The 20,338-nt window shown below is 33.7% G+C and carries 20 protein-coding genes; 9 read left to right on the top strand and 11 right to left on the bottom strand.

Going from position 1 to position 20,338, the window contains the following annotated elements:
• Nucleotides 1–88 precede the first annotated feature (88 nt).
• Nucleotides 89–892, bottom strand: a complete 804-nt coding sequence (locus OZP15_RS11435) for an NYN domain-containing protein (RefSeq protein ID WP_269225560.1) — start codon at nt 890–892, stop codon at nt 89–91.
• A gap of 248 nt (nt 893–1,140) precedes the next feature.
• On the opposite strand from OZP15_RS11435, the gene capB reads away from it, so the two are divergent.
• The 3 genes from capB to OZP15_RS11420 all read left to right on the top strand — a co-directional run bounded on the left by capB (nt 1,141) and on the right by OZP15_RS11420 (nt 4,528).
• Entirely contained in the window at nt 1,141–2,403 is a 1,263-nt protein-coding gene (gene capB / locus OZP15_RS11430; RefSeq protein WP_281336157.1) for a cysteate-C-fatty acyltransferase, read from the top strand.
• Between the two features lie 75 nt (nt 2,404–2,478).
• Entirely contained in the window at nt 2,479–3,348 is an 870-nt protein-coding gene (locus tag OZP15_RS11425) for a rhomboid family intramembrane serine protease (RefSeq protein ID WP_281336156.1), read from the top strand.
• A gap of 130 nt (nt 3,349–3,478) precedes the next feature.
• Nucleotides 3,479–4,528 (top strand): endonuclease/exonuclease/phosphatase family protein, encoded by a 1,050-nt coding sequence (locus OZP15_RS11420; RefSeq protein WP_281336155.1) that lies wholly within the window; start codon nt 3,479–3,481, stop codon nt 4,526–4,528.
• A gap of 7 nt (nt 4,529–4,535) precedes the next feature.
• On the opposite strand, the gene OZP15_RS11415 is transcribed toward OZP15_RS11420, so the two are convergent.
• From OZP15_RS11415 to OZP15_RS11390, 6 genes are all read right to left on the bottom strand, one after another.
• Entirely contained in the window at nt 4,536–5,159 is a 624-nt protein-coding gene (locus tag OZP15_RS11415) for a WbqC family protein (RefSeq protein WP_269225558.1), read from the bottom strand.
• 86 nt (nt 5,160–5,245) lie between these two features.
• Nucleotides 5,246–6,805 carry a signal peptidase I gene (gene lepB / locus OZP15_RS11410; RefSeq protein WP_281336154.1) on the bottom strand — a complete coding sequence of 520 codons (1,560 nt, stop codon included), beginning with the start codon at nt 6,803–6,805 and terminating at the stop codon, nt 5,246–5,248.
• Nucleotides 6,806–6,936: 131 nt separating this feature from the next.
• Nucleotides 6,937–7,632 carry a 4-hydroxy-tetrahydrodipicolinate reductase gene (gene dapB, locus OZP15_RS11405; protein ID WP_269225557.1) on the bottom strand — a complete coding sequence of 232 codons (696 nt, stop codon included), beginning with the start codon at nt 7,630–7,632 and terminating at the stop codon, nt 6,937–6,939.
• 59 nt (nt 7,633–7,691) lie between these two features.
• A complete protein-coding gene (locus tag OZP15_RS11400) occupies nt 7,692–8,216 on the bottom strand; it encodes a DUF5683 domain-containing protein (protein ID WP_281336153.1) in 525 nt (174 codons plus the stop codon).
• 35 nt (nt 8,217–8,251) lie between these two features.
• Nucleotides 8,252–9,154: a ParB/RepB/Spo0J family partition protein gene (locus tag OZP15_RS11395; protein WP_281336152.1), complete on the bottom strand. Its 903-nt coding sequence runs from the start codon at nt 9,152–9,154 to the stop codon at nt 8,252–8,254.
• Nucleotides 9,155–9,159: 5 nt separating this feature from the next.
• A complete protein-coding gene (locus OZP15_RS11390) occupies nt 9,160–9,924 on the bottom strand; it encodes a ParA family protein (protein ID WP_281336151.1) in 765 nt (254 codons plus the stop codon).
• A gap of 246 nt (nt 9,925–10,170) precedes the next feature.
• Here OZP15_RS11390 and OZP15_RS11385 point away from each other — a divergent pair, with 246 nt between their 5' ends.
• The 4 genes from OZP15_RS11385 (at nt 10,171) to OZP15_RS11370 (ending at nt 15,308) form a co-directional block, all read left to right on the top strand.
• A complete protein-coding gene (locus tag OZP15_RS11385) occupies nt 10,171–11,289 on the top strand; it encodes a glycosyltransferase (protein WP_281336150.1) in 1,119 nt (372 codons plus the stop codon).
• Nucleotides 11,286–12,365: a glycosyltransferase gene (locus tag OZP15_RS11380; protein ID WP_281336149.1), complete on the top strand. Its 1,080-nt coding sequence runs from the start codon at nt 11,286–11,288 to the stop codon at nt 12,363–12,365. Before OZP15_RS11385 ends, OZP15_RS11380 begins: the two co-directional genes overlap by 4 nt.
• Nucleotides 12,362–13,714 carry an O-antigen ligase family protein gene (locus tag OZP15_RS11375; RefSeq protein WP_281336148.1) on the top strand — a complete coding sequence of 451 codons (1,353 nt, stop codon included), beginning with the start codon at nt 12,362–12,364 and terminating at the stop codon, nt 13,712–13,714. The genes OZP15_RS11380 and OZP15_RS11375 overlap by 4 nt, the downstream gene beginning before the upstream one ends.
• A gap of 199 nt (nt 13,715–13,913) precedes the next feature.
• Complete coding sequence (locus OZP15_RS11370) at nt 13,914–15,308, top strand: exopolysaccharide biosynthesis polyprenyl glycosylphosphotransferase (protein WP_281336147.1); 1,395 nt, start codon at nt 13,914–13,916, stop codon at nt 15,306–15,308.
• On the opposite strand, the gene OZP15_RS11365 is transcribed toward OZP15_RS11370, so the two are convergent.
• Both OZP15_RS11365 and OZP15_RS11360 read right to left on the bottom strand, forming a co-directional pair.
• Nucleotides 15,309–16,442, bottom strand: coding sequence for a lipoprotein N-acyltransferase Lnb domain-containing protein (locus tag OZP15_RS11365; RefSeq protein WP_281336146.1), 1,134 nt, complete (start codon nt 16,440–16,442; stop codon nt 15,309–15,311). It lies immediately after the preceding gene.
• A 13-nt stretch (nt 16,443–16,455) separates the two neighbouring features.
• A complete protein-coding gene (locus OZP15_RS11360) occupies nt 16,456–17,529 on the bottom strand; it encodes a putative type IX sorting system protein PorV2 (RefSeq protein WP_281337486.1) in 1,074 nt (357 codons plus the stop codon).
• 189 nt (nt 17,530–17,718) lie between these two features.
• Between OZP15_RS11360 and OZP15_RS11355 the strand changes: the two genes are divergently transcribed.
• Together OZP15_RS11355 and OZP15_RS11350 are read left to right on the top strand one after the other, a co-directional pair.
• Nucleotides 17,719–18,438: a CDP-alcohol phosphatidyltransferase family protein gene (locus tag OZP15_RS11355; protein ID WP_281336145.1), complete on the top strand. Its 720-nt coding sequence runs from the start codon at nt 17,719–17,721 to the stop codon at nt 18,436–18,438.
• On the top strand, nt 18,438–19,301 hold the full coding sequence (locus tag OZP15_RS11350; protein ID WP_281336144.1) for a glycoside hydrolase family 25 protein: 864 nt from the start codon (nt 18,438–18,440) through the stop codon (nt 19,299–19,301). Before OZP15_RS11355 ends, OZP15_RS11350 begins: the two co-directional genes overlap by 1 nt.
• Here OZP15_RS11350 and OZP15_RS11345 read toward each other — a convergent pair whose 3' ends face one another.
• Together OZP15_RS11345 and lptB are read right to left on the bottom strand one after the other, a co-directional pair.
• Complete coding sequence (locus OZP15_RS11345; RefSeq protein ID WP_269225549.1) at nt 19,302–19,544, bottom strand: DUF5808 domain-containing protein; 243 nt, start codon at nt 19,542–19,544, stop codon at nt 19,302–19,304.
• 50 nt (nt 19,545–19,594) lie between these two features.
• Nucleotides 19,595–20,335 carry an LPS export ABC transporter ATP-binding protein gene (gene lptB / locus OZP15_RS11340; RefSeq protein ID WP_281336143.1) on the bottom strand — a complete coding sequence of 247 codons (741 nt, stop codon included), beginning with the start codon at nt 20,333–20,335 and terminating at the stop codon, nt 19,595–19,597.
• Nucleotides 20,336–20,338 lie beyond the last annotated feature (3 nt).

Here is a 20,338-nt window from a genome sequence, read left to right as displayed (position 1 = left end):
CTTAAAAAATATTTAAAATATTAAATCTAAAATAATAATCAATAAAAGAGAATTTTTGAATCTATGTTAATCAAAAAAGGGTCGTTGTCTAACTGTAACGAAGCCTAACATACACGTGTTTGATTCCTTTTTTGTCCGATTCTCTTTCGTCAATTTCGAGAATGTCAGTTAGGGATTTTAGCATCGGAGTTAGTTTTGAAAAACCATAATTTCTAGGATCAAATTCGGGTTTTTTCTTCACGATGAGGTTGCCTACATCGCCAAGGAATGCCCAGCCGTCTTCATCGCCAATCGCTTCGAGAGTGTCTTCAATAAGTTCAATGGTTTGATTGTCGATTTTGCTTGGAGCTTCTTTTTCTACCAGTTTTTTAGGTTCAGATGCAGGAGTTGTAGCTGGTTTTGGTAATTTACTTTGAACATTAGCTATTTTTCGTGTCTTTTTGATAGCACCGTCCAAAACTTCGATAAATACAAAACGGTCGCAAGCAGCGATAAAAGCACTTGGCGTTTTCTTTTCGCCAATGCCAATGACTTTCATTCCCGATTCTCTCAAACGAATAGCCAATCTGGTAAAATCACTATCACTAGAAACAATACAAAAACCATCTAATTTATCCGAATACAATAAATCCATGGCATCAATAATCAACGCTGAATCCGAAGAATTTTTACCCACCGTGTAACTGTATTGTTGAATTGGGGTAATGGCGTGTTCCAGTAAAACTGATTTCCAGCCATTGGCATTCGGTTTTGTCCAATCGGCGTAAATGCGTTTGGTTGTTGGAGTTCCGTATTTGGCTATTTCTTCCATCATTCCTTTGACATTGCTGTACGGAACGTTGTCGGCATCAATGAGAACGGCTAGTTTTAATTCTTTGGGAGTTTGTGACATAATTGTATTGATATGATTTTTTCTAATGAAAAATAGTATTCAAATGTACAAAGTTTATTGTTACCAAAGATGTCTAGCCCTGATGGAAATCGAAGATTCAACGTAGTTAAACGGTATCCTTTTGCTTTTTGATATAATGAACAGCAGGAAACAGCCCACTAAAAATAATTTTACTTTCAAGATGCTAATAAATTTTAAATATTTATTTTTGCAACCTCTTAAAATTAATAGTAGTACAGATATATATTATGGTAAAAGATTTATTCGAAAGAATTCAAAACAATAAAGGGCCTTTAGGGAAATGGGCTTCACAAGCAGAAGGTTATTTTGTTTTTCCAAAGTTGGAAGGCGATTTAGGACCAAGAATGAAATTCCAAGGGAAAGAGGTTTTAAACTGGAGTTTGAACGATTATTTAGGTTTGGCCAATCATCCAGAAGTGCGTAAAGCAGATGCTGATGCAGCTTTAGAATTTGGTGCTGCTGCTCCAATGGGTGCCAGAATGATGTCAGGTCACACCAAATATCACGAACAATTAGAGCAAGAATTAGCTGCTTTTGTAATGAAAGAATCGGCTTATTTGCTGAATTTTGGGTATCAGGGAATGGTGTCTATTATTGATGCTTTGGTGACCCGAAATGATGTAATTGTGTATGATGTAGATGGTCACGCTTGTATTATTGACGGAGTTCGTTTGCATAGTGGCAAGCGTTTTACTTACAAACATAACGACATCGAAAGTATGGAGAAAAACCTGCAGCGTGCTACGAAATTAGCCGCTGAACAAGGTGGAGGAATTCTTTTTATTACCGAAGGTGTTTTTGGAATGCGTGGTCAACAAGGAAAGTTGAAAGAAATTGTAGAAATGAAAAAGAAATACAATTTCCGTTTGTTAGTTGATGATGCACACGGTTTTGGAACTCTAGGGAAAACAGGAGCTGGAGCAGGTGAGGAGCAAGGTTGCCAAGACGGAATTGATGTTTACTTTTCTACATTTGCCAAATCAATGGCGAATATTGGTGCATTCGTAGCGGCTGATAAAGATATTATTGATTATTTAAAATACAACTTGCGTTCTCAAATGTTTGCCAAAGCATTGCCAATGATTCAAACCATTGGTTCATTGAAACGCTTGCAATTGTTGCGTGATAACCCAAGTTTAAAAGACAAATTATGGGAAAACGTAAATGCTTTGCAAAATGGTTTAAAAAGCAAAGGATTTAACATTGGTGACACGAATACTTGCGTTACGCCAGTTTACCTTGAAGGAAGTGTGCCAGAAGCGATGGTAATGGTGAATGATTTAAGAGAAAACTACGGTATTTTCTTGTCGATTGTGATTTATCCAGTTATTCCAAAAGGGATGATTTTATTGCGTGTTATTCCAACAGCTCCACATACATTGTCTGATATTGACGAAACTCTTACCGCTTTTGAAGCGATTCGTGAGAAATTAGTAAACGGGACATATAAAGAAATTGCTTCTAAAACTAAAGTAGATTTGGACGCATAAGGTTCCTATTTTTAGGATTTAGAAACTAATCTAAATTCGTTCCCGAACGTCAGTAACTGTTGAAACAAATCTAAAATGGCAAGTATAATTGACGATTTAAAAATGCAATATAAATCCGGTGGAATGACTCAAAAGTTAATCTACTGGAATATTGCTTGCTTTCTAGTTTCGTTAGTTTTTTTCTACCAATTCAAGTTTGGAGAATTCAATCTGCCTAATTGGATTGCTTTATCTTCGGCACCTTCCGATTTCATTTTTAAGCCATGGACTTTTCTTACCTATGCTTTTTTTCATAATGGATTCGGGCATATTTTCTTCAATATGATTATTTTAAATTTTTCCAGTCAGTTGTTTTTGACTTTTTTCAATCAAAAACAACTGTTGGGATTGTACATATTGTCGGCTATTTTTGCGGGTCTTATTTTTGTTTTGACTTTTTATTCTCTGAATGTATTGACTTCGATGGTTGGTGCATCTGGAGCTATAATGGCCATTTTAGTGGCCGTAACTACTTTTCAACCTTTGATGAATGTTCGATTATTGCTGGTTGGAAATGTCAAACTGTGGCAAATTACAGCTGTAATACTTCTAATTGATTTGTTGCAACTACAATTAGACAATTCGGGCGGTCATATTGCGCATTTGGCGGGTGCTTTTTTTGGTTTGGTGTATATTAAATTATTGCAAAACGGAACCGATTTGAGTAAAATAGTTTCATCTGTAATTGATTTTTTTGTTAATTTGTTCAAGAAATCGCCTTCTAAACCATTAAAAACAGTACACAGGAATTACAAGAAACCAACAGAAAAACCAGCTTCTTCTAGAATTGTGACTAAAGATAAAACGCAACAACAGATAGACGAAATATTAGATAAAATAAGTCGTTCGGGTTATGATTGTTTGACCAAAGAAGAAAAAGAATTTCTGTTCAAAGCTGGGAAGTAAAGTGGTCAGTGTTCAGTAATCATATTGCAGTTTACAGTAAATAGAATGCAGGTTTGAGAATTTAGATTGCAATTTACAATTTAGTAATTTTACAACTTACAACTTATAACTCTCAACAAAAAACAAAAAAATGAAAAACCTTTCGTGGTTTAATAAGCTCATGTTTTTTTTGAATATAGTTCTGACTGTATCGACTTTCGTTGCTTATATTTTGCCTTTTTTGGCTCCTAAAGTTTTTCCAATTCTATCTGTATTGACTTTGTTTATGCCGTTGTTTTTTGTCTTAAATGGACTGTTTTTTGTCTATTGGGGATTACAATTCAAAAAGCGAATGATTCTGTCGGGATTGGTGCTTTTGATGGGGATTACTTTCATTAATAAATTCTATAAATTTTCGGGTAAAGATTATCCTGTAGATGACAAAGATTTTACCGTAATGAGTTACAATGTCCGACTCTTCAATGTGTTCAAATGGGTCGAAAGAGACGATATTCCGGATAATATCTTGGGTTTTATTAATGAAAAAAATCCTGATATATTGTGTGTTCAGGAATATTCAAATTCTGCTAATATGGATTTGAAATTGTATCCACACCGTTATATTTTTATGGACGGGAATCAAATTAAGACTGGTCAAGCCATTTTTTCTAAATTTCCGATTATAAACGAGGGCAAAATTCTTTTTCCAAATTCGAATAATAATGTCGTTTTTGCTGATATTAAACGTGGAACAGACATTATCAGAGTCTATAATATGCACTTGCAATCCATCAAAATTTCGCCAGATGTAAATGAAATTGATGAGAACATTGATGCTATCAATCAAGGTGGCAAATCACAAAAATTGTTGAACAGAATTAGCAAAGCTTTTATGCAGCAACAGCAACAAGCTGAACTATTCAAAGAACATAAAAAAGATTGTCCTTATCCTGTTATTATTTGTGGAGACATGAATAACAGTGCGTTTTCTTTTGTTTACAGAGATATAAAAGGAAAATTAAAAGATACTTTTGAAGAAGCTGGAAAAGGATTTGGAGCCACCTATAAATTCCGATATTATCCTGCCAGAATCGATTATATTTTTACAGATAACACGATGAAAGTCAAAAGTTTTGAAAACTTTCCTGATTTTGTAAATTCAGATCACTTTCCGATTATGACCCGATTATCTATGGAATAAATTCGGATTATTTTACAATTAAAGGCTGACTTTTCAAATAATCCATGGCAAATTTCCCTTCATTGAACAGCAAATCCAGAATATTCAAGTTGTTTAAAAAACCTGCTTTTTCCTCAAATACTTGTGGATAAACTTCAAATTGGGAGTTGTCTTTTTTTCCGTTTGCCAAGAATCTAAAATCGGCAACATCAGGATTTACTTCGTGAAAATATTCGGTTGTAGTGGTGTATTCCAATTTCATTCGCAAACATTTGGTAACAATATCCAAAACTTCAAAATTCAAATCCATCAAAAAAATGTGTTTCTTCTCGAAAATAGGGTAAATATCATCTTCAAAATATTCGAAAAAAGGAGAACTTCTGTAAGCCGCTTCTAGTGATTTGAAATGTTGTTTTTGCCAATCAAAATCCATTTCTATTTTAACATCTTTTGTCTTTTGATGGCTTTCTTTCGAATGTTTTACAGGAATATTCAATAACTGAATCCCATTGGGACTGTAGATATAAGTCCTGTTTCTATTGGTTTGTTTCTGAAAATTATCTTCCATTTCAAACGTAATACTGTCCGCTTGAGCCATAGCCACAAAATGACTAATCGAAGGAAAGTAAGTAGGGTGAATAAGAATGTTCATTTTGTGTATTGTATTTGTTTAAAATGGTTTAAAAGTTTAATTCGTATTGTGGTTAAACAACATTAAACTTTTAAACCCTTAAACTTTTATGCTTTGTTTGCTTTTCTTTTGTTCCAAAAATACTCTCCCACAAAATAGACTGCTAAAAGAATCAAGAAAATTTTGAAATACGATTGCGGTTGTCCATCGCCACCAACGGTTGTGAACATTCTTTCCCAACGAATTTTTCCTAAACCTTTACCATTGGTATCCCAACTCATCCAGATGAATACTGGTTTTCCTACGATGTGATCGGCAGGAACATAACCCCAATAACGGCTGTCTTCCGAGTTGTGACGGTTGTCTCCCATCATCCAGTAATAATCTTGTTTGAAAGTATAAGTGTTGGTTTTTTCGCCATTGATGTAAATGTCACTTCCTTTAATTTCTAATTTGTTCTTTTCGTATTCGGTAATTATATAACTATAAAAAGGCAAAGAATTTAGGTTTAAAGCAACTGATTTTCCAGCTTGCGGAATGTAGATTGGTCCATAATTATCTCGATTCCATTGTGTAGTATGAGGAAAAACGCCATGTCTACCCGTTTCAGCCTGATGTGATACATTGCGAATAACCGCTTTTATGCCAAGAATGTTTTTAAAACGTGCTGCACTTTCAGCAGTAAGAGCCGCAATTCCAACAGTATCTTTTTGTGGACTTACATAATTAACTCCATCCGTAACATCCATGTCTTTGAATAAAAACTCAAAATCAATTGGAGTTTTTCCGTCTAAAACTAATTTATAAGAATATTGTGGTTTAGCTCTTTCTGGCAAAGCCAATACTTTTCCGTTGATATAAACGATACCATCTTTTATCGCTAAACTATCACCTGGAATACCCACACAACGCTTCACATAATTCGATTTTTTGTCAATTGGTTTATCAATGTGTCTTCCGGATACGTCTCTAAATTGATAAACAGTATCTACTGGCCAATTGAAAACTACAATATCAGAATTTTTTATTTTTTCGAAAGCTGGTAGTCTTAAATAAGGCAGTTGAGGCCAGCTCAAATACGATTTCTTTTTGGTCATAGGAATCGAGTCATGAACCATAGGTAAAGCCACAGTTGTCATGGGAACTCTTGGACCATAATTCATTTTGCTTACAAACAAAAAGTCGCCTACCAACAACGATTTTTCCAATGAAGAAGTAGGAATCGTAAACGGTTGAACGACATAAGTATGCACCAAAGTCGCAACGATAATAGCAAATAATAACGAACTTACTGTACTTCCAGCTTGATTTTCTTCATTCAGTTTTCGATCTGCTACATAGTTTAATTTTTGAGTATAATTCACATAATAAATGTAAAAACCAAAAGTGATTAACCCTAAAAAAGTATCTAAATAAGAGCGTTTTCCAAAGCTTCTCAACGTTTCTACCCAAATAACAGCAAACATAATTAGGTTGATAATGGGAATGAAAAGCAAAAGTGTCCACCAAGTAGGGCGACCTATAATTTTCATCAAAACTATAGAATTATATACAGGAATAGCGGCTTCCCAACGTTTTCTGCCTGCAGCTTCGTATAATTTCCAAGTTCCTAAAAAATGTATTACTTGAAGAATCAAGAAAAATACAAACCATTGAAATGCTGTCATAATGTGTTGTTTATTTGTTTAATCGTTTATTCGGGGATTTGGTTTGTTGGTAAGTCGTTTATTTATTGGTAATTTGTTTTACTATATTTTCTTTCGATTAAACGATTAACCAAATAACCTATTCAACAACTTTAAGATAAAACGTCTCTCATTGTGAAAACGCCATGTTTGCCTACAATCCATTCGGCAGCGATTACAGCTCCAAGAGCAAAACCTTCGCGATTGTGAGCGGTGTGTTTGATTTCGATGGAATCTATTTCGGTTTTGTAGGTTACAGTGTGCGTTCCGGGAACTGTTCCAATTCTTTTGGCTTCGATATGAATTTGGTTGGATTCAGGTGTTTCCATTGTCCAATTGGTGTAATTGCTATTTTCGATTACGCCTTTGGCTAATGAAATGGCAGTTCCACTGGGTGCATCTAGTTTTTGAGTATGGTGAATTTCTTCCATATTGACTTTGTAGGAATCGAATTTGGACATCATTTTTGCCAAATATTCATTCAATTCAAAGAAAAGATTGACTCCTAAACTAAAGTTTGAACTCGAAATAAATCCTCCATTTTTTTCAGCACAAAGCGCTATCATTTCGTCATAATGTTCTAGCCAACCTGTAGTTCCAGAAATAACAGGAACATTGGCATGAAAACAGCTCGAAATATTATCCACAGCAGCAGACGGAACACTAAAATCGATAGCGACATCGGCATCTGAAAGTCCGTCATAAGTGTTGAATTCGTCTTTTTTCAAAACAATTTCGTGTCCTCTTTCTAGGGCAATTCTTTCGATTACCTGTCCCATTTTTCCGTATCCTAAAAGTGCTATTTTCATTCTATTTTTAAAATTACAATTGTCTTTTTTATTTTTTTGTTTTCGATTTTAGTGAGTTGCTAAAAACTATAATTGATTATAAGTCCCACATTCGACTTTAATGTTACATCATTTCGATAAACATTGGGTTTAAAAGATAAATCATCGTTGATGTTAAATTGAGTTAAAGCTGCATCAACATTGGCATCGATAATGTTCAAAACATAGAAACCAACCACAAATAAGGCAGATAAATCTCGGTTTCTTTGGTAGAATTTTTGTGCTGAAATTAGCGTAGCATCATCGTATTTTTTTAACTCTTCGCCTCTTTCAAAACCTTCCAAACGGCGTTTGTATTCGTCACGGTATTGGTTGTAGCTTTTTTGACTGTCCAAATAAAAATACATACTCGTTCCGATGGCTCCATACACAAGGGGGATTTTCCAGTATTTTTTGTTGTAAGCCTGTCCTAATCCTGGTAAAATTGCCGAATAAAATGCGGCTTTGGCAGGAGTCAAAGGATCAATGTTGTTCGATTTTAAGGTGTCTTTGGTAATCAAAGGAGTGTCTGTTTTCTTTTGAGAAAAAACAGTATTGCTTCCCATGACAATGAAGAATAGTATGAAAAATATTTTACGCACTATCCTTTTATTAGTTTGATAATTCTATTAAAATCTTCTTCGGAGTGAAATGGAATAGTGATTTTTCCTTTGCCATTTCCAGCCACTTTTACATCGACTTTAGTACCAAAATAAGAGTTGAAAGCATTTTTTTGAATGTCTTCAATTTCAAAAGAAGTCGCTTTTGATTTAGTCGCAACTGGTTTTGGTTTTAAACTTTCTTGATAATTTTTAACTAAAGCTTCCGTGTCACGAACTGAAAGATTCTGACTGACGATTTTTTGATAAATATCAGTTTGAATGTCTAAATTTTCAATGTTGATTATCGCACGACCGTGTCCCATACTGATAAATCCATCACGAATTCCAGTTTGGATAATCGGGTCTAATTTCAAAAGACGCAAATAATTAGCAATTGTAGAACGTTTTTTTCCCACACGTTCGCTCATTTGTTCTTGTGTCAATTGAATTTCGTCAATCAATCTTTGGTACGAAAGCGCAATTTCAATAGGGTCTAAATCATGACGTTGGATGTTTTCCACCAATGCCATAACCAACGATTCGTTGTCATTGGCAATTCGAATGTAAGCGGGAACGGTAGTCAATCCAACCAATTTGGAAGCACGAAGACGTCGCTCACCCGAAATTAATTGGTATTTATTAAAGTCTAATTTTCGAACGGTAATCGGCTGAATAACGCCTAATTCTTTGATAGAGGTGGCTAATTCTTTTAAGGATTCTTCGTTGAAATTGCTTCTAGGTTGAAACGGATTGATTTCGATAGCATCCAATTCCAATTCAATAATATTACCAACAACTTTGTCGGCATTTTTATCCGTTACTGATTTTATATCGTTTTCAGGGTCTTTCAATAATGCTGATAAACCTCTTCCTAATGCTTGTTTTTTAAGTGCTTGTGCCATAAAATTTAGCTGTTTTTCTTTATGATTTCTTGAGCCAAATGCAAATAATTAGTAGCTCCTTTGCTGGTAGCGTCATAGTTGATAATGCTTTCACCAAAACTTGGTGCTTCGCTCAATTTTACATTTCTTTGAATGATAGTTTCAAAAACCATATCGTTGAAATGTTTTTGAACTTCTTCAACCACCTGATTGGACAAACGCAAACGAGAGTCAAACATGGTCAAGAGCAATCCTTCGATATCTAATTCGGGATTGTGAATTTTTTGTATGCTTTTGATGGTATTCAATAATTTACCCAAACCTTCGAGTGCAAAATATTCGCATTGGATAGGAATTACCACAGAATCTGCGGCAGTCAAAGCATTCAAAGTAAGCAATCCAAGGGATGGCGCACAGTCAATGATGATATAATCGTATTCATCTTTGGTGCTTTCTAGTGCTTTTTTGAGCATGTATTCTCTGTTTTCTTTGTCCACCAATTCAATTTCGATGGCCACAAGGTCAATATGAGAAGGTATGACATCTACATTTGGAGAAGAACTTTTTAGGGTTGCTTCCTTTGGGGTGTTGCTGTGCTCCAAAATTTGGTAAGTGCCAATTTCGACAGTTTCCACATCAATACCCAATCCTGATGTAGCATTGGCTTGAGGATCAGCATCTATTAATAATACTTTTTTTTCTAAAACACCTAGTGAAGCAGCGAGATTGATAGACGTTGTGGTCTTTCCTACTCCTCCTTTTTGATTAGCAATCGCAATGATTTTGCCCATTTATTTTTCTAAATTTTGAACGGTAAAAATACAATTAATTATCGTTTCTGAAAATCTATTTTGTTAACAAATGTTAAGGTCTGATTAGTAGTGAGAATTCTGAAAATTGTTCTTTTAATTTCAACTTTTTCGAAAGTCATTTCTTGAAAATAGTATTGATAAATTTCAATTTTCTCTTGGATATTGACGGTTTTTAACGATATATTTACCACTAGAAATTCCAAATTCGCAATTGTATCCTATCCAATGAATTTTGTTATCATTACTCACGTACCGCATCTTTTTGAGCAGAATCGCTATTTTGCTTATGCACCTTACGTTCGAGAAATGAATATTTGGATCAAAAATGTCGAAAAAGTCATCATTGTTGCTCCTCTATCCGATGCTAAAAAGACAGCTATTGATATATATTACGAACACAAAAATATTGAATTTGTGGAAGTTAATAGTTTTGATGTCTTGAATCTCAAAGCTATTTTTAGCACTTTTTTTAAGATTCCTAAAATTTGTTGGCAAATCTACAAAGCCATGCAAAAAGCGGATCACATTCATTTGCGATGTCCAGGTAACATTGGTTTGTTGGGTTGTTTGGTTCAGATTTTATTTCCAAATAAAATAAAAACAGCCAAATATGCGGGTAATTGGGATCCAAAATCCAAGCAACCGTTGAGTTATAAATTACAAAAATGGATTTTATCCAATCCTTTTTTGACTCGAAATATGCAAGTTTTGGTTTATGGCGAATGGGAGGGAAGTTCAAAAAACATCAAAGCTTTTTTTACCGCCACGTATCACGAATCTGATAAATTACCTGTTGTTTCTAAAGATTTTCAAAAGGAAATTCGTTTTGTTTTTGTGGGAACTTTGGTTAAAGGTAAAAATCCGTTGTATGCCATTCAATTGGTCGAAAAATTATTTAAAAAAGGGAATAATGTTGCTTTAACTTTATACGGAGAAGGAGCAGAAAGAAGCCATTTAGAAGATTATATTGTTCAAAATAATTTAGATAAAATTATTTTGTTAGCAGGAAATCAAACTAAAGAAGTGGTTCAAAAAGCCTACGAGCAAAGCCATTTTGTGATTTTACCATCCGAAAGTGAAGGTTGGCCCAAAGCGATTGCCGAAGGAATGTTTTGGGGTTGTGTTCCTGTGGCGACTCCAGTTTCTTGTGTTCCGTTTATGTTGGATTATGGCAAACGGGGTGTTTTATTGGAAATAGATTTAGAAAATAACGTTCAACAATTAAAAACGCTGTTGCAAAACGAAACAGATTTTAAAATCAAAAGCCAAAAAGCGAGTGATTGGTCCAGAAAATACACCTTGGATGTTTTTGAAAGGGATATTAAAAAATTATTGAAAGCATGAGAATACTTCAAATTATTGATTCTCTAGAGGCTGGTGGTGCCGAACGAATGGCTGTGAATTACGCCAATGCGCTTGCAGAAAAAATAGATTTTTCAGGCTTGGTCGTTAGTCGAAAAGAAGGTTCGCTCTTGAATCAAGTCCATCCAAAAGTGGCATATTTGTTTTTAAACAAAAAAGGAGCGATTGATTTTAGAGCTCTTTTTGCATTGCGAAAATTTGCGATAGACAATAAAGTGGAAGTCATCCACGCTCACAGTACTTCTTTTTTTCTGGCTTTTCTTCTGAAATTATCTTGTCCTTCATTACAATTAATTTGGCACGATCATTATGGCGATAGCGAGTTTTTGGCTGAAAGACCTTCATTGGCTTTGCGAATTACACTTCCATTTTTTAGTGGGATTATTGCCGTAAATCAACATTTGAAAAATTGGGCAGAACAAAAAATGAATCATAAAAATGTGATTTATTTGCCTAATTTTCCTTCTAAAGTAAGTGAAACTTTAGAAAAGACTGTTTTGAAAGGAATTCAAGGAAAACGAATACTATCTTTGGCGAATTTGAGAGTACAAAAAAATCATTTTTTGTTGCTGGAAGTAGCTAAAAAAATTCAGTTTTCTCACCCAGATTATACATTTCACTTGGTTGGAAAAGATTTTGAAGATGAGTATTCAAATCAAATTAAGAAGCTGATTCAGGATTTTAATTTAGAGAATACAGTTTTTATTTATGGTTCCAGACAAGATATTTCTAATGTTTTGGCTCAATCCACAATTGCGGTTCTAACTTCGCAATCCGAAGGCTTACCTGTGGCTCTGTTAGAATACGGTTGGCACGAAAAACCAGTTGTAGTGACTAATGTAGGGGAAATTCCTTTGTTAGTTCAAGATGGTGAGAACGGTTTTTTGGTCGAAGCAGGAAATATGGAATCGTTTTATAATTCATTGGTTCAACTAATAGAAAATGAAATTTTGCAATATAATTTTGGAAAAGCATTTCAAAAAACGGTTAGTGACAATTATTCAGAAGAAACCGTAATGATACACTATTTAGACTGGTTACAAAAATATAATAAATGACAAGAAACGACATTTTATATCTTAATTTAATCCTTTTGCATGTTGCAATCGGATTTTTGGTGTTTGTATTTCCGTTTACATCTAAAATATATGGTTATGCGATTTTTATTTTGGGAGTCTATTTTGTTATAAAAGCTCAAAATAGAAACAATGAAGCCTTAATGGCAGCCGCTTATATAGTAGGTAGCGAGGTTTTTTTGAGAATGACGGGTGGAAATCCCTTGTATGAGATTTCTAAATATGGAGTGATGGTTTTTGTTTTTATTGGAATGTATTTTAGTGGGTTTTCGAGAAACGCCATTCCATATTGGTTGTTTTTATTGCTATTGATTCCAGGTGTTATTATGTCAACATTTGTATTGAATGTGGAAACGGATATTAAAAACGCTATAGCCTTTAATATTTCGGGACCAGTATGTCTAGGAGTGGCATCGCTTTATACTTTTAGGAGAAAAATACCTTTAAGCCAAATTAATTCGGTGCTACTTTGTATGGGTTTGCCTATCATTAGTTGTATGGTATATTTAACTTTTTATACGCCTAATGTCAGGGATGTAATCACTAGTACACAATCTAGTTTTGAAACTTCGGGTGGTTTTGGTCCCAATCAGGTGGCAACGGTTTTAGGATTGGGAATGTTTATTTTCTTTTCTCGCATAATTTTAGAATCCAAGACTAAAGTTATGGTTATTATCAATTTGATTATTGCCTTAAACATTAGCTATCGAGGGATGGTCACTTTCTCTCGAGGAGGAATGATTACGGGTTTATTAATGATATTATTGCTGTTATTTTTTCTCTATGTTAAATCGAATTTTGATGGAAGAGTAAAACTGAATTATTTGATTATTTTGATGGCAGTTGCGATGATGGCTACTTGGATGTACACTTCGTTTCAAACTGGGGGACTTATTGACAAACGTTATGCCAATCAAGATGCAGCAGGAAGGGTCAAGGAAAGCCAGTTAACAGGTAGGGAAGACGTAGCCAAAGGAGAAATCAATGCCTTTTTGAAGAATCCCATTTTTGGTGTCGGAGTTGGAAAAGGAGTTGAAGTGCGTAAAGCCGAAACAGGTGATGGAACCTTATCTCACGATGAAATTACAAGGATGCTTGCCGAACATGGTTCACTGGGAATCATGGGGTTGTTGATTTTGTTTTTTACGCCTTTGTTTTTGTATTTAGAAAATAAATTCAACATGTATTTGTTGTGTTTTGTTACTTTTTGGTTTTTGACAATCAATCACGCTGCCATGCGAACTGCAGCACCAGCATTTGTTTATTCGTTATCATTATTAAATGTTTTTTTAGGCGAAACTCAAACTCAAAAAAGAAAAAAAGATTCTTAATTGAATTAATATAGTTTAAAAAAGTTCTAAATAGATTAAGAAATAGTAATTTTGTAAAGAAATCGGATTTATTTTATATAGTAAGAAAAAATATACGATAGTTTGTTTATTTATAACAATTTGTGTTTTTTAGCTGTTTTTTATGTATTTAATCGATTTTTTTTAAGTATGTTTGTTTTGTAATAAGATAAAAAGAAAAATGAACAACAGTAATAAAATACATTTTGAAGTTTCAGAGCGAAAAGTATTACTCCGATCCTTTGATGTAATTTTTGTTTTAGTAGCCTTGCGTATTGTTGGTGATATTTTAGACTTGGAATACCTTTCTGTTTCAACAACCGATTTTAATTATGGAGTTCTTTTAGCATTCTATTTAAATGGAATCGGAACTGTTTTTGAAATGTACAATCTTCAGGTTGCCAGTAATCAATTTCAAGTTTTGCGAAGTACCATTCTTACTGCTTCAACCTCATTTTTATTCTATTTATTGACGCCAATTTTTTCAGCTTCCTTGCCTTCTAATAGAATACAAATCGTTATTTTTTACTTCACAATATTGATATCCTTGTTAGTTTGGAGAATATTTTATGTCAAATTTTTAGCATCCAATAGATTTGTACAGCAAGTAATACTAGTTTGTAGCCGAGAGCAAGTAGAGGAGCTGGTTCGAGAATTAGAAAATTCGGATCCTCATTATCGCATTGTAGCTTATGTGAATACTGATATAGAAAAGTCTAATTTGCCTAGTTATAAATATGTTCACAATCTAGAAGTTAGTGAATTAGCCACTTTTGTAAAAAGAAGTAAACTCTATGAAGTGGTTGTGGCTTCTCAAAAAACAGAAGAAATAACTGTTGAATTGTATCAAAAATTACTTCATTTGTTAGAATCGGGTACAACCATTCGCGAGTACACTCAAGTTTTTGAAGATAAAACACATCGAATTCCAGTACATCATATTACTAGAGATTTTTATAAATTTTTCCCTTTTAATAGAGCAAATAACAACCAGTTATATAAAATTAATTTGAGAATAATGGAAACATTAATTTCAATTTTTGGTTTGTTAGTAGGTGTTTTATTATTGCCAATAATAATAATTGGCAATGCCATTGGAAATAAAGGTTCGTTATTTTATACTCAAGAACGTGTGGGTAAAAATGGTAAAATTTTTCAAATATACAAGTTCAGATCCATGATTTCCAATGCCGAAAAAGAAGGAGCTGTTTTTTCTACAAATAATGATAGCAGAGTAACGGCTTTTGGAAAATTCATGCGAAAAACCAGGATTGATGAAATTCCACAATTTTTAAATATCTTAAAAGGAGATATGGCAGTTATTGGACCAAGACCCGAAAGACCTTTCTTTGTAAAGGAAATTGCCGAAATAATGCCTTTTTATGAAACTCGCCATGTTATTAAACCAGGACTTACAGGCTGGGCACAAGTTAATTATTCCTATGGAGAATCTATAGAAGATAGTTTGATAAAACTGCAATATGACTTGTATTACATCAAACACCGAAGCCTTTTTATGGATTTGAATATTACCTTAAAAACATTCAGTACCGTTTTGTTTTACCGTGGTCAGTAATTAAATAATTACAGGAATTCGTTTGCTGTTCTTAATTATGATTCTAGTTAATAGAATAATATTTGTCAAAACAAATGGTAATACAATCAGTAAATGTATTTTGTTTAGCATAAAAACGACATAAATAAGTACTAAAAACACATTCAAATAGCCCGAATTGATAATCCATTTTCTGTTTTGTCTAGCATAAAAATAAATCAAAAGCAACAAAAAGGGATTAAATAATAAAATGTTGTAATTGTATTCTAACTCAAGGTGAAACGAATAAAATCCCATAAATACAAAGAAGATTCCGAATACTCCCATAAGCGTCAAGTAAAACAAATCGACGCTTCTTTTGTTTAAAATTACAACAATAGCAAGAAAAGCAATCAAAGTATAAATGGTATTCCACCAAGATTTTGAGGTTTCTTTTTTAAATTCTAACAGCGTTTCGCTTTTTTTGGAAAGTAATTGATTTCCAAATTGAGTTGTGGCTAAATTTTTATGTAGTTCTAATGGCAAAAAGATTCGTGTTCCCAATTCATCCACTTTTTTTCCGAAGATAATACTCGTGCCTAATTTTTCATAAAAGGAATTATCAAAATAAGGATACAAGATACTTCGGTAGGTTTTGTCAGTATCTGTTTTCTTGAAAATTATTTTCGAACCTAATGTTTGATTCAATATATCCACCACCATCGAAGTGCAGTTTTTGTCGATAAATTTATAAGTATAATACTTTTTTTCAGATGCTAAAACAGCATTCAAATTGTCGAATAATTTTTGTTTGTAGGCTCTTGAAATCAATAATTCTTGCTCAAAAACGGTTCGCTGTTCAAAGGTATATTGATTCAAAAAGTCTTGAAAAGAATGCGCAATAGCAAAATATTGTAAATCGCCTTTGGCAAATTTGGCAACAAAATTGGGTGTAGCAAAATCAAATGCGCCGTAGTTGTAAACCACATCCAAGTTATTATCAATGTCGGTTATTCGTATCGCCGTATGTCCAAAAAGCGAATAGGATTCGTTGCCTGTATCGCAAGTGATAACACTTACTTTAGCTTTTTCAGAAAGAGGAAGGTTTTGAGAAAAAACAATGTTTGAGATGATAAGCAGTGCAAAAAAAACTGTTTTTTTTAGTATTGAAATCATGTGGATTTATAAATTAATTTCTAAAAACTCCCAAATCTACTTTTACCGAAAAAATATTCGAATACAAAGCAGCACTTTGATTGCCTAAATCGGTCAAGGCATAATCAACTTGAATGCCTTTGTATTTGAAACCCAAACCAATATTAGGTTGGAATCCTATTTTTTCGGTATTGTCAATTTGTTGTACGTTTTGAAAATTTCCCACTCCAGCTCTTAAGAAAACTAAATCGGTATAACCAAATTCAAATCCTAAAGCAGGATCAACACTAGCAAAACTTGTTGAAATAATATCGTTGGTTTGAGCGAAAACAACATTCAAATTGGCTGCAGCCAAAAGGCTATAGTCATAATGAAATAGGAACTTTTTAGACAATCCCAATTGTGCTTTTGGAGCAGTAATTTCAGTGCTTTCAGGTAATTCTTGGTTTTGTCCCGGAATGGCATCGGCTATTTTTTGATATTCGGCTTCGTCAATGTTCCAAACATTATAAGTAGTTGTAATATCACGAAGCATCAAGCCAAATTGCCAGTCATTTTTTTCGAATTGAATTCCAGCATCAAACCCAAAACCCCAAGAGCTGGCAAATTTTCCTATAATTCGACGAATTACTTTGGCATTTACCCCATATTGAAATCCAGGCACTTGTAATTTTCGGGCATACGAAAAAGTAACCCCATAATCGGCTGTAGAAAAAAGACTGATTCTATTGTAATCAATATTTCCTTGGCTATCGATGAGTTGTGTAGTATTCATAATATCATCCACCCCAAAACGAATTAAGGAAATTCCCCAAGCACTTTGATCATCAATAGTATTAGCGTAAGCAATGTAGTCGTATTGGGCAATATTAGCAAAATAATTGGCGTGCATTAACGAAATTTGGTGGTCTTCCAGATGGACTAATCCTGCGGGATTCCAGTAGCCAGCATTTACGTCATTAGTGCTTGCAGTCATGGCGTTAGACATTCCTAATGCAGCAGCATCGACACCGATATTCATAAATTCGTTCGAATATTTCCGTACGGTTTGTGCATACGAACAGCCACAAAGTATAAAAAGGAAAATAAATATATTTTTTCTTGACATTGCTGATTTTTGCAGACCCAAGTGGTTTTTAATTTTTTTCAAAAATATAATTTTTTAATGAGCTAATGTCTTTTTTAACAACCCATTCCAGTTTTTAAATTTAAAATGGTTTAAATCTCTTCTAAAAACGCACTTCTCAATCAGTTATTATATTAAATTTGTGAACTTTGACAATCAATTTTAATTACCATGGACATAAAAAAACACATTCCTAACTTAATTACTTTACTCAATCTTTTTTGCGGTTGTATTGCTGTAGTTTTTGTGGCAGAATTAAATTTTGAAATGGCTTTCTACTTTGTGTGTTTGGGTATTTTTTTAGATTTTTTCGATGGCTTTTTTGCTCGCTTGTTCAAGGTTTCAAGTCCGTTGGGATTGCAATTGGATTCTTTGGCGGATATGGTAACTAGCGGAATTGTTCCTGGTTATGTAATGTTTTCGCTGTTGCTAAAAGCTCAAGATTCAGCCGCACCACTTCTAATTGTTCCTTATTTAGGTTTTATTATTACTTTAGGTTCTTGTTATCGTTTGGCTAATTTTAATATTGATACGCGTCAAACCGATTCTTTTATAGGTTTGCCAACACCTGCCAATGCGCTTTTTATTTTGAGTTTGCCTTTAGTTTTAGAATATTCGGATTCATTAGTAATATTCGAAATTTTATCCAACAAATGGATTTTATTGGTTATCACTTTGTTTAGCGCTTATATCCTCAATGCTGAAATTCCGTTATTTTCCTTAAAAATTAAAAACTTTACTTTTAAGAAGAATGCGCTTCAAGTTGTTTTTTTGACTTTGGCAGTTTTGTTGTTAGTTTTTTTCCAATATTTAGGAATTCCGTTGGTTATTATTACTTATGTTTTGTTGTCGGTTATCAATAACAAATTCCTGAAAAAAATAGTTTTTTAATGAGGCGGAAAACCACCCGAAGCAAAACCATAATTAGGCGAAAACCGAAAAAGAAAACCTCTTTTTTCTCTGGAAAACTGCGTACTTATTCGATAATTGGATTTTTTATTCTCCTTTTTTTTGGCGTTTGTTATCATTATCGCAACGGATTGGCGTATTATTTCAGTTTCAAATCGGATAAATTATCTTATGAAGAAGCCGAAGACAAACGCATTACAGATATTCGTAATTTCCAAGTTTTGGAAAAACACGAGGGTAAAGCCATTGGATTTGATGTTTCGGAATTTCAAGGAGAAGTCGATTGGGATTTGATAAATTCTATTGAAAGTAAGTATTCTTTGGAATTTGTTTTCATTCGAGCTACAGCTGGAAACGACAAAGTAGATAGTCGATTTGCGGCAAACTGGCGTAGCGCAAAAGAAAGCAACATCATTCGTGGTGCTTATCATTATTATCGTCCCAACGAAAATTCATTAGAACAAGCTCGACTTTTTATTCAAACCGTTCAGTTACGAAAAGGCGATTTGCCACCTGTTTTAGATATTGAAAAACTACCAAAAGGACAATCCTTGGATAGTTTGAAAATAGGTTTAAGACGTTGGTTGAATGCTGTTGAAGCCCATTATAAAGTAAAACCCATTATTTATTCTGGCGAAAAATATTACGATGATTTTTTGAAAGAAGATTTCTCGGATTATCTTTTTTGGATTGCCAATTATAATTTTTACCGAGAGAAAATTGGCGATGATTGGTTGTTCTGGCAGTTTACCGAAAAGGCTTCTGTATCAGGAATAAAAGGCAATGTGGATGTCAATATTTTTAATGGTGATGTTGAGCAGTTGCGGTTTATTACGATAGAGTAATTATTTTGTTTTTTGGATTAATATTGCTACAAATGCGAAGAATAATAAAATACCAATCAAAGTAAGTACCGATTTAGGATTTGCGAAATTAGTTGTAAATCCTGCTCCATAGTTCGAATTTCTTTTTGGAGGAAAAATACGATTGTCTTTTGGATTGTAATAGAAAATTCCCCAAATCCAATTGTTAGGATCTTTAAACCATCTTTCTTGGGTTTCAGGACTTGGATTGTCTGGATCTTCCATTTTTATAGAATTAGTTTCAAAACTGATTTTTCAAATAACGGAATATTTTTTTAAAACTCCAATTTCTTTTTTCTCAATTCGAAATTCTGTCCTAGATAAACTCTACGTACCATTTCGTCTTCTACTAATTCTTCAGGAATTCCTGCTTTTAGAATTCCTCCTTCAAACATCAAATAGGTTTTGTCGGTAATAGCAAGGGTTTCTTGCACGTTGTGATCGGTGATTAAGATGCCAATATTTTTGTTTTTTAATTGAGCCACAATTCTTTGAATGTCTTCTACAGCAACTGGGTCAACACCTGCAAAGGGTTCATCCAATAAAATAAATTTTGGGTCGGTTGCCAAGCAACGAGCAATTTCAGTACGACGGCGTTCTCCTCCCGAAAGTAAATCACCTCGATTGGTACGAATGTGTTCTAAACTAAATTCGGCAATAAGGCTTTCCATTTTGGCTACTTGTGCTTCTTTAGAAAGTTTGGTCAATTGCAAAACGCTCAAAATATTATCTTCAATACTCAATTTTCTAAAAACAGAAGCTTCTTGCGCCAAATAACCAATGCCTTGTTGGGCTCTTTTGTACATTGGATAATCGGTAATATTCAAATCATCTAGGAAAATATTGCCCATATTGGGTTTTACTAAACCTACAATCATATAAAAAGAAGTGGTTTTTCCAGCTCCGTTTGGTCCCAAAAGTCCCACGATTTCGCCTTGATTCACTTCTACTGAAATGCCTTTTACAACACTTCTTCCTTTGTATGTTTTGATTAAATTTTCGGCTCTTAACTTCATTTT

This window comes from Flavobacterium eburneipallidum (assembly GCF_027111355.2).
Lineage (GTDB): Bacteria > Bacteroidota > Bacteroidia > Flavobacteriales > Flavobacteriaceae > Flavobacterium > Flavobacterium eburneipallidum.
The sequence above is the reverse complement of the archived record's forward strand: the minus strand, read 5'-3'. Positions and strand labels throughout refer to the sequence as shown.

What these genes read in the sequence shown, in the direction of transcription:
- OZP15_RS11360 (WP_281337486.1), bottom strand. Translation starts at nt 17,529, where the DNA reads ATGTCAAGAAAAAATATATTTATTTTCCTTTTTATACTTTGTGGCTGT.
- OZP15_RS11390 (WP_281336151.1), bottom strand. Translation starts at nt 9,924, where the DNA reads ATGGGCAAAATCATTGCGATTGCTAATCAAAAAGGAGGAGTAGGAAAG.
- lepB (WP_281336154.1), bottom strand. Translation starts at nt 6,805, where the DNA reads ATGACAGCATTTCAATGGTTTGTATTTTTCTTGATTCTTCAAGTAATA.
- OZP15_RS11370 (WP_281336147.1), top strand. Translation starts at nt 13,914, where the DNA reads ATGAACAACAGTAATAAAATACATTTTGAAGTTTCAGAGCGAAAAGTA.
- OZP15_RS11350 (WP_281336144.1), top strand. Translation starts at nt 18,438, where the DNA reads ATGAGGCGGAAAACCACCCGAAGCAAAACCATAATTAGGCGAAAACCG.
- lptB (WP_281336143.1), bottom strand. Translation starts at nt 20,335, where the DNA reads ATGAAGTTAAGAGCCGAAAATTTAATCAAAACATACAAAGGAAGAAGT.
- OZP15_RS11400 (WP_281336153.1), bottom strand. Translation starts at nt 8,216, where the DNA reads ATGGGAAGCAATACTGTTTTTTCTCAAAAGAAAACAGACACTCCTTTG.
- OZP15_RS11375 (WP_281336148.1), top strand. Translation starts at nt 12,362, where the DNA reads ATGACAAGAAACGACATTTTATATCTTAATTTAATCCTTTTGCATGTT.
- OZP15_RS11345 (WP_269225549.1), bottom strand. Translation starts at nt 19,544, where the DNA reads ATGGAAGATCCAGACAATCCAAGTCCTGAAACCCAAGAAAGATGGTTT.
- capB (WP_281336157.1), top strand. Translation starts at nt 1,141, where the DNA reads ATGGTAAAAGATTTATTCGAAAGAATTCAAAACAATAAAGGGCCTTTA.
- OZP15_RS11415 (WP_269225558.1), bottom strand. Translation starts at nt 5,159, where the DNA reads ATGAACATTCTTATTCACCCTACTTACTTTCCTTCGATTAGTCATTTT.
- OZP15_RS11365 (WP_281336146.1), bottom strand. Translation starts at nt 16,442, where the DNA reads ATGATTTCAATACTAAAAAAAACAGTTTTTTTTGCACTGCTTATCATC.
- OZP15_RS11395 (WP_281336152.1), bottom strand. Translation starts at nt 9,154, where the DNA reads ATGGCACAAGCACTTAAAAAACAAGCATTAGGAAGAGGTTTATCAGCA.
- OZP15_RS11425 (WP_281336156.1), top strand. Translation starts at nt 2,479, where the DNA reads ATGGCAAGTATAATTGACGATTTAAAAATGCAATATAAATCCGGTGGA.
- OZP15_RS11435 (WP_269225560.1), bottom strand. Translation starts at nt 892, where the DNA reads ATGTCACAAACTCCCAAAGAATTAAAACTAGCCGTTCTCATTGATGCC.
- OZP15_RS11385 (WP_281336150.1), top strand. Translation starts at nt 10,171, where the DNA reads ATGAATTTTGTTATCATTACTCACGTACCGCATCTTTTTGAGCAGAAT.
- OZP15_RS11355 (WP_281336145.1), top strand. Translation starts at nt 17,719, where the DNA reads ATGGACATAAAAAAACACATTCCTAACTTAATTACTTTACTCAATCTT.
- OZP15_RS11380 (WP_281336149.1), top strand. Translation starts at nt 11,286, where the DNA reads ATGAGAATACTTCAAATTATTGATTCTCTAGAGGCTGGTGGTGCCGAA.
- dapB (WP_269225557.1), bottom strand. Translation starts at nt 7,632, where the DNA reads ATGAAAATAGCACTTTTAGGATACGGAAAAATGGGACAGGTAATCGAA.
- OZP15_RS11420 (WP_281336155.1), top strand. Translation starts at nt 3,479, where the DNA reads ATGAAAAACCTTTCGTGGTTTAATAAGCTCATGTTTTTTTTGAATATA.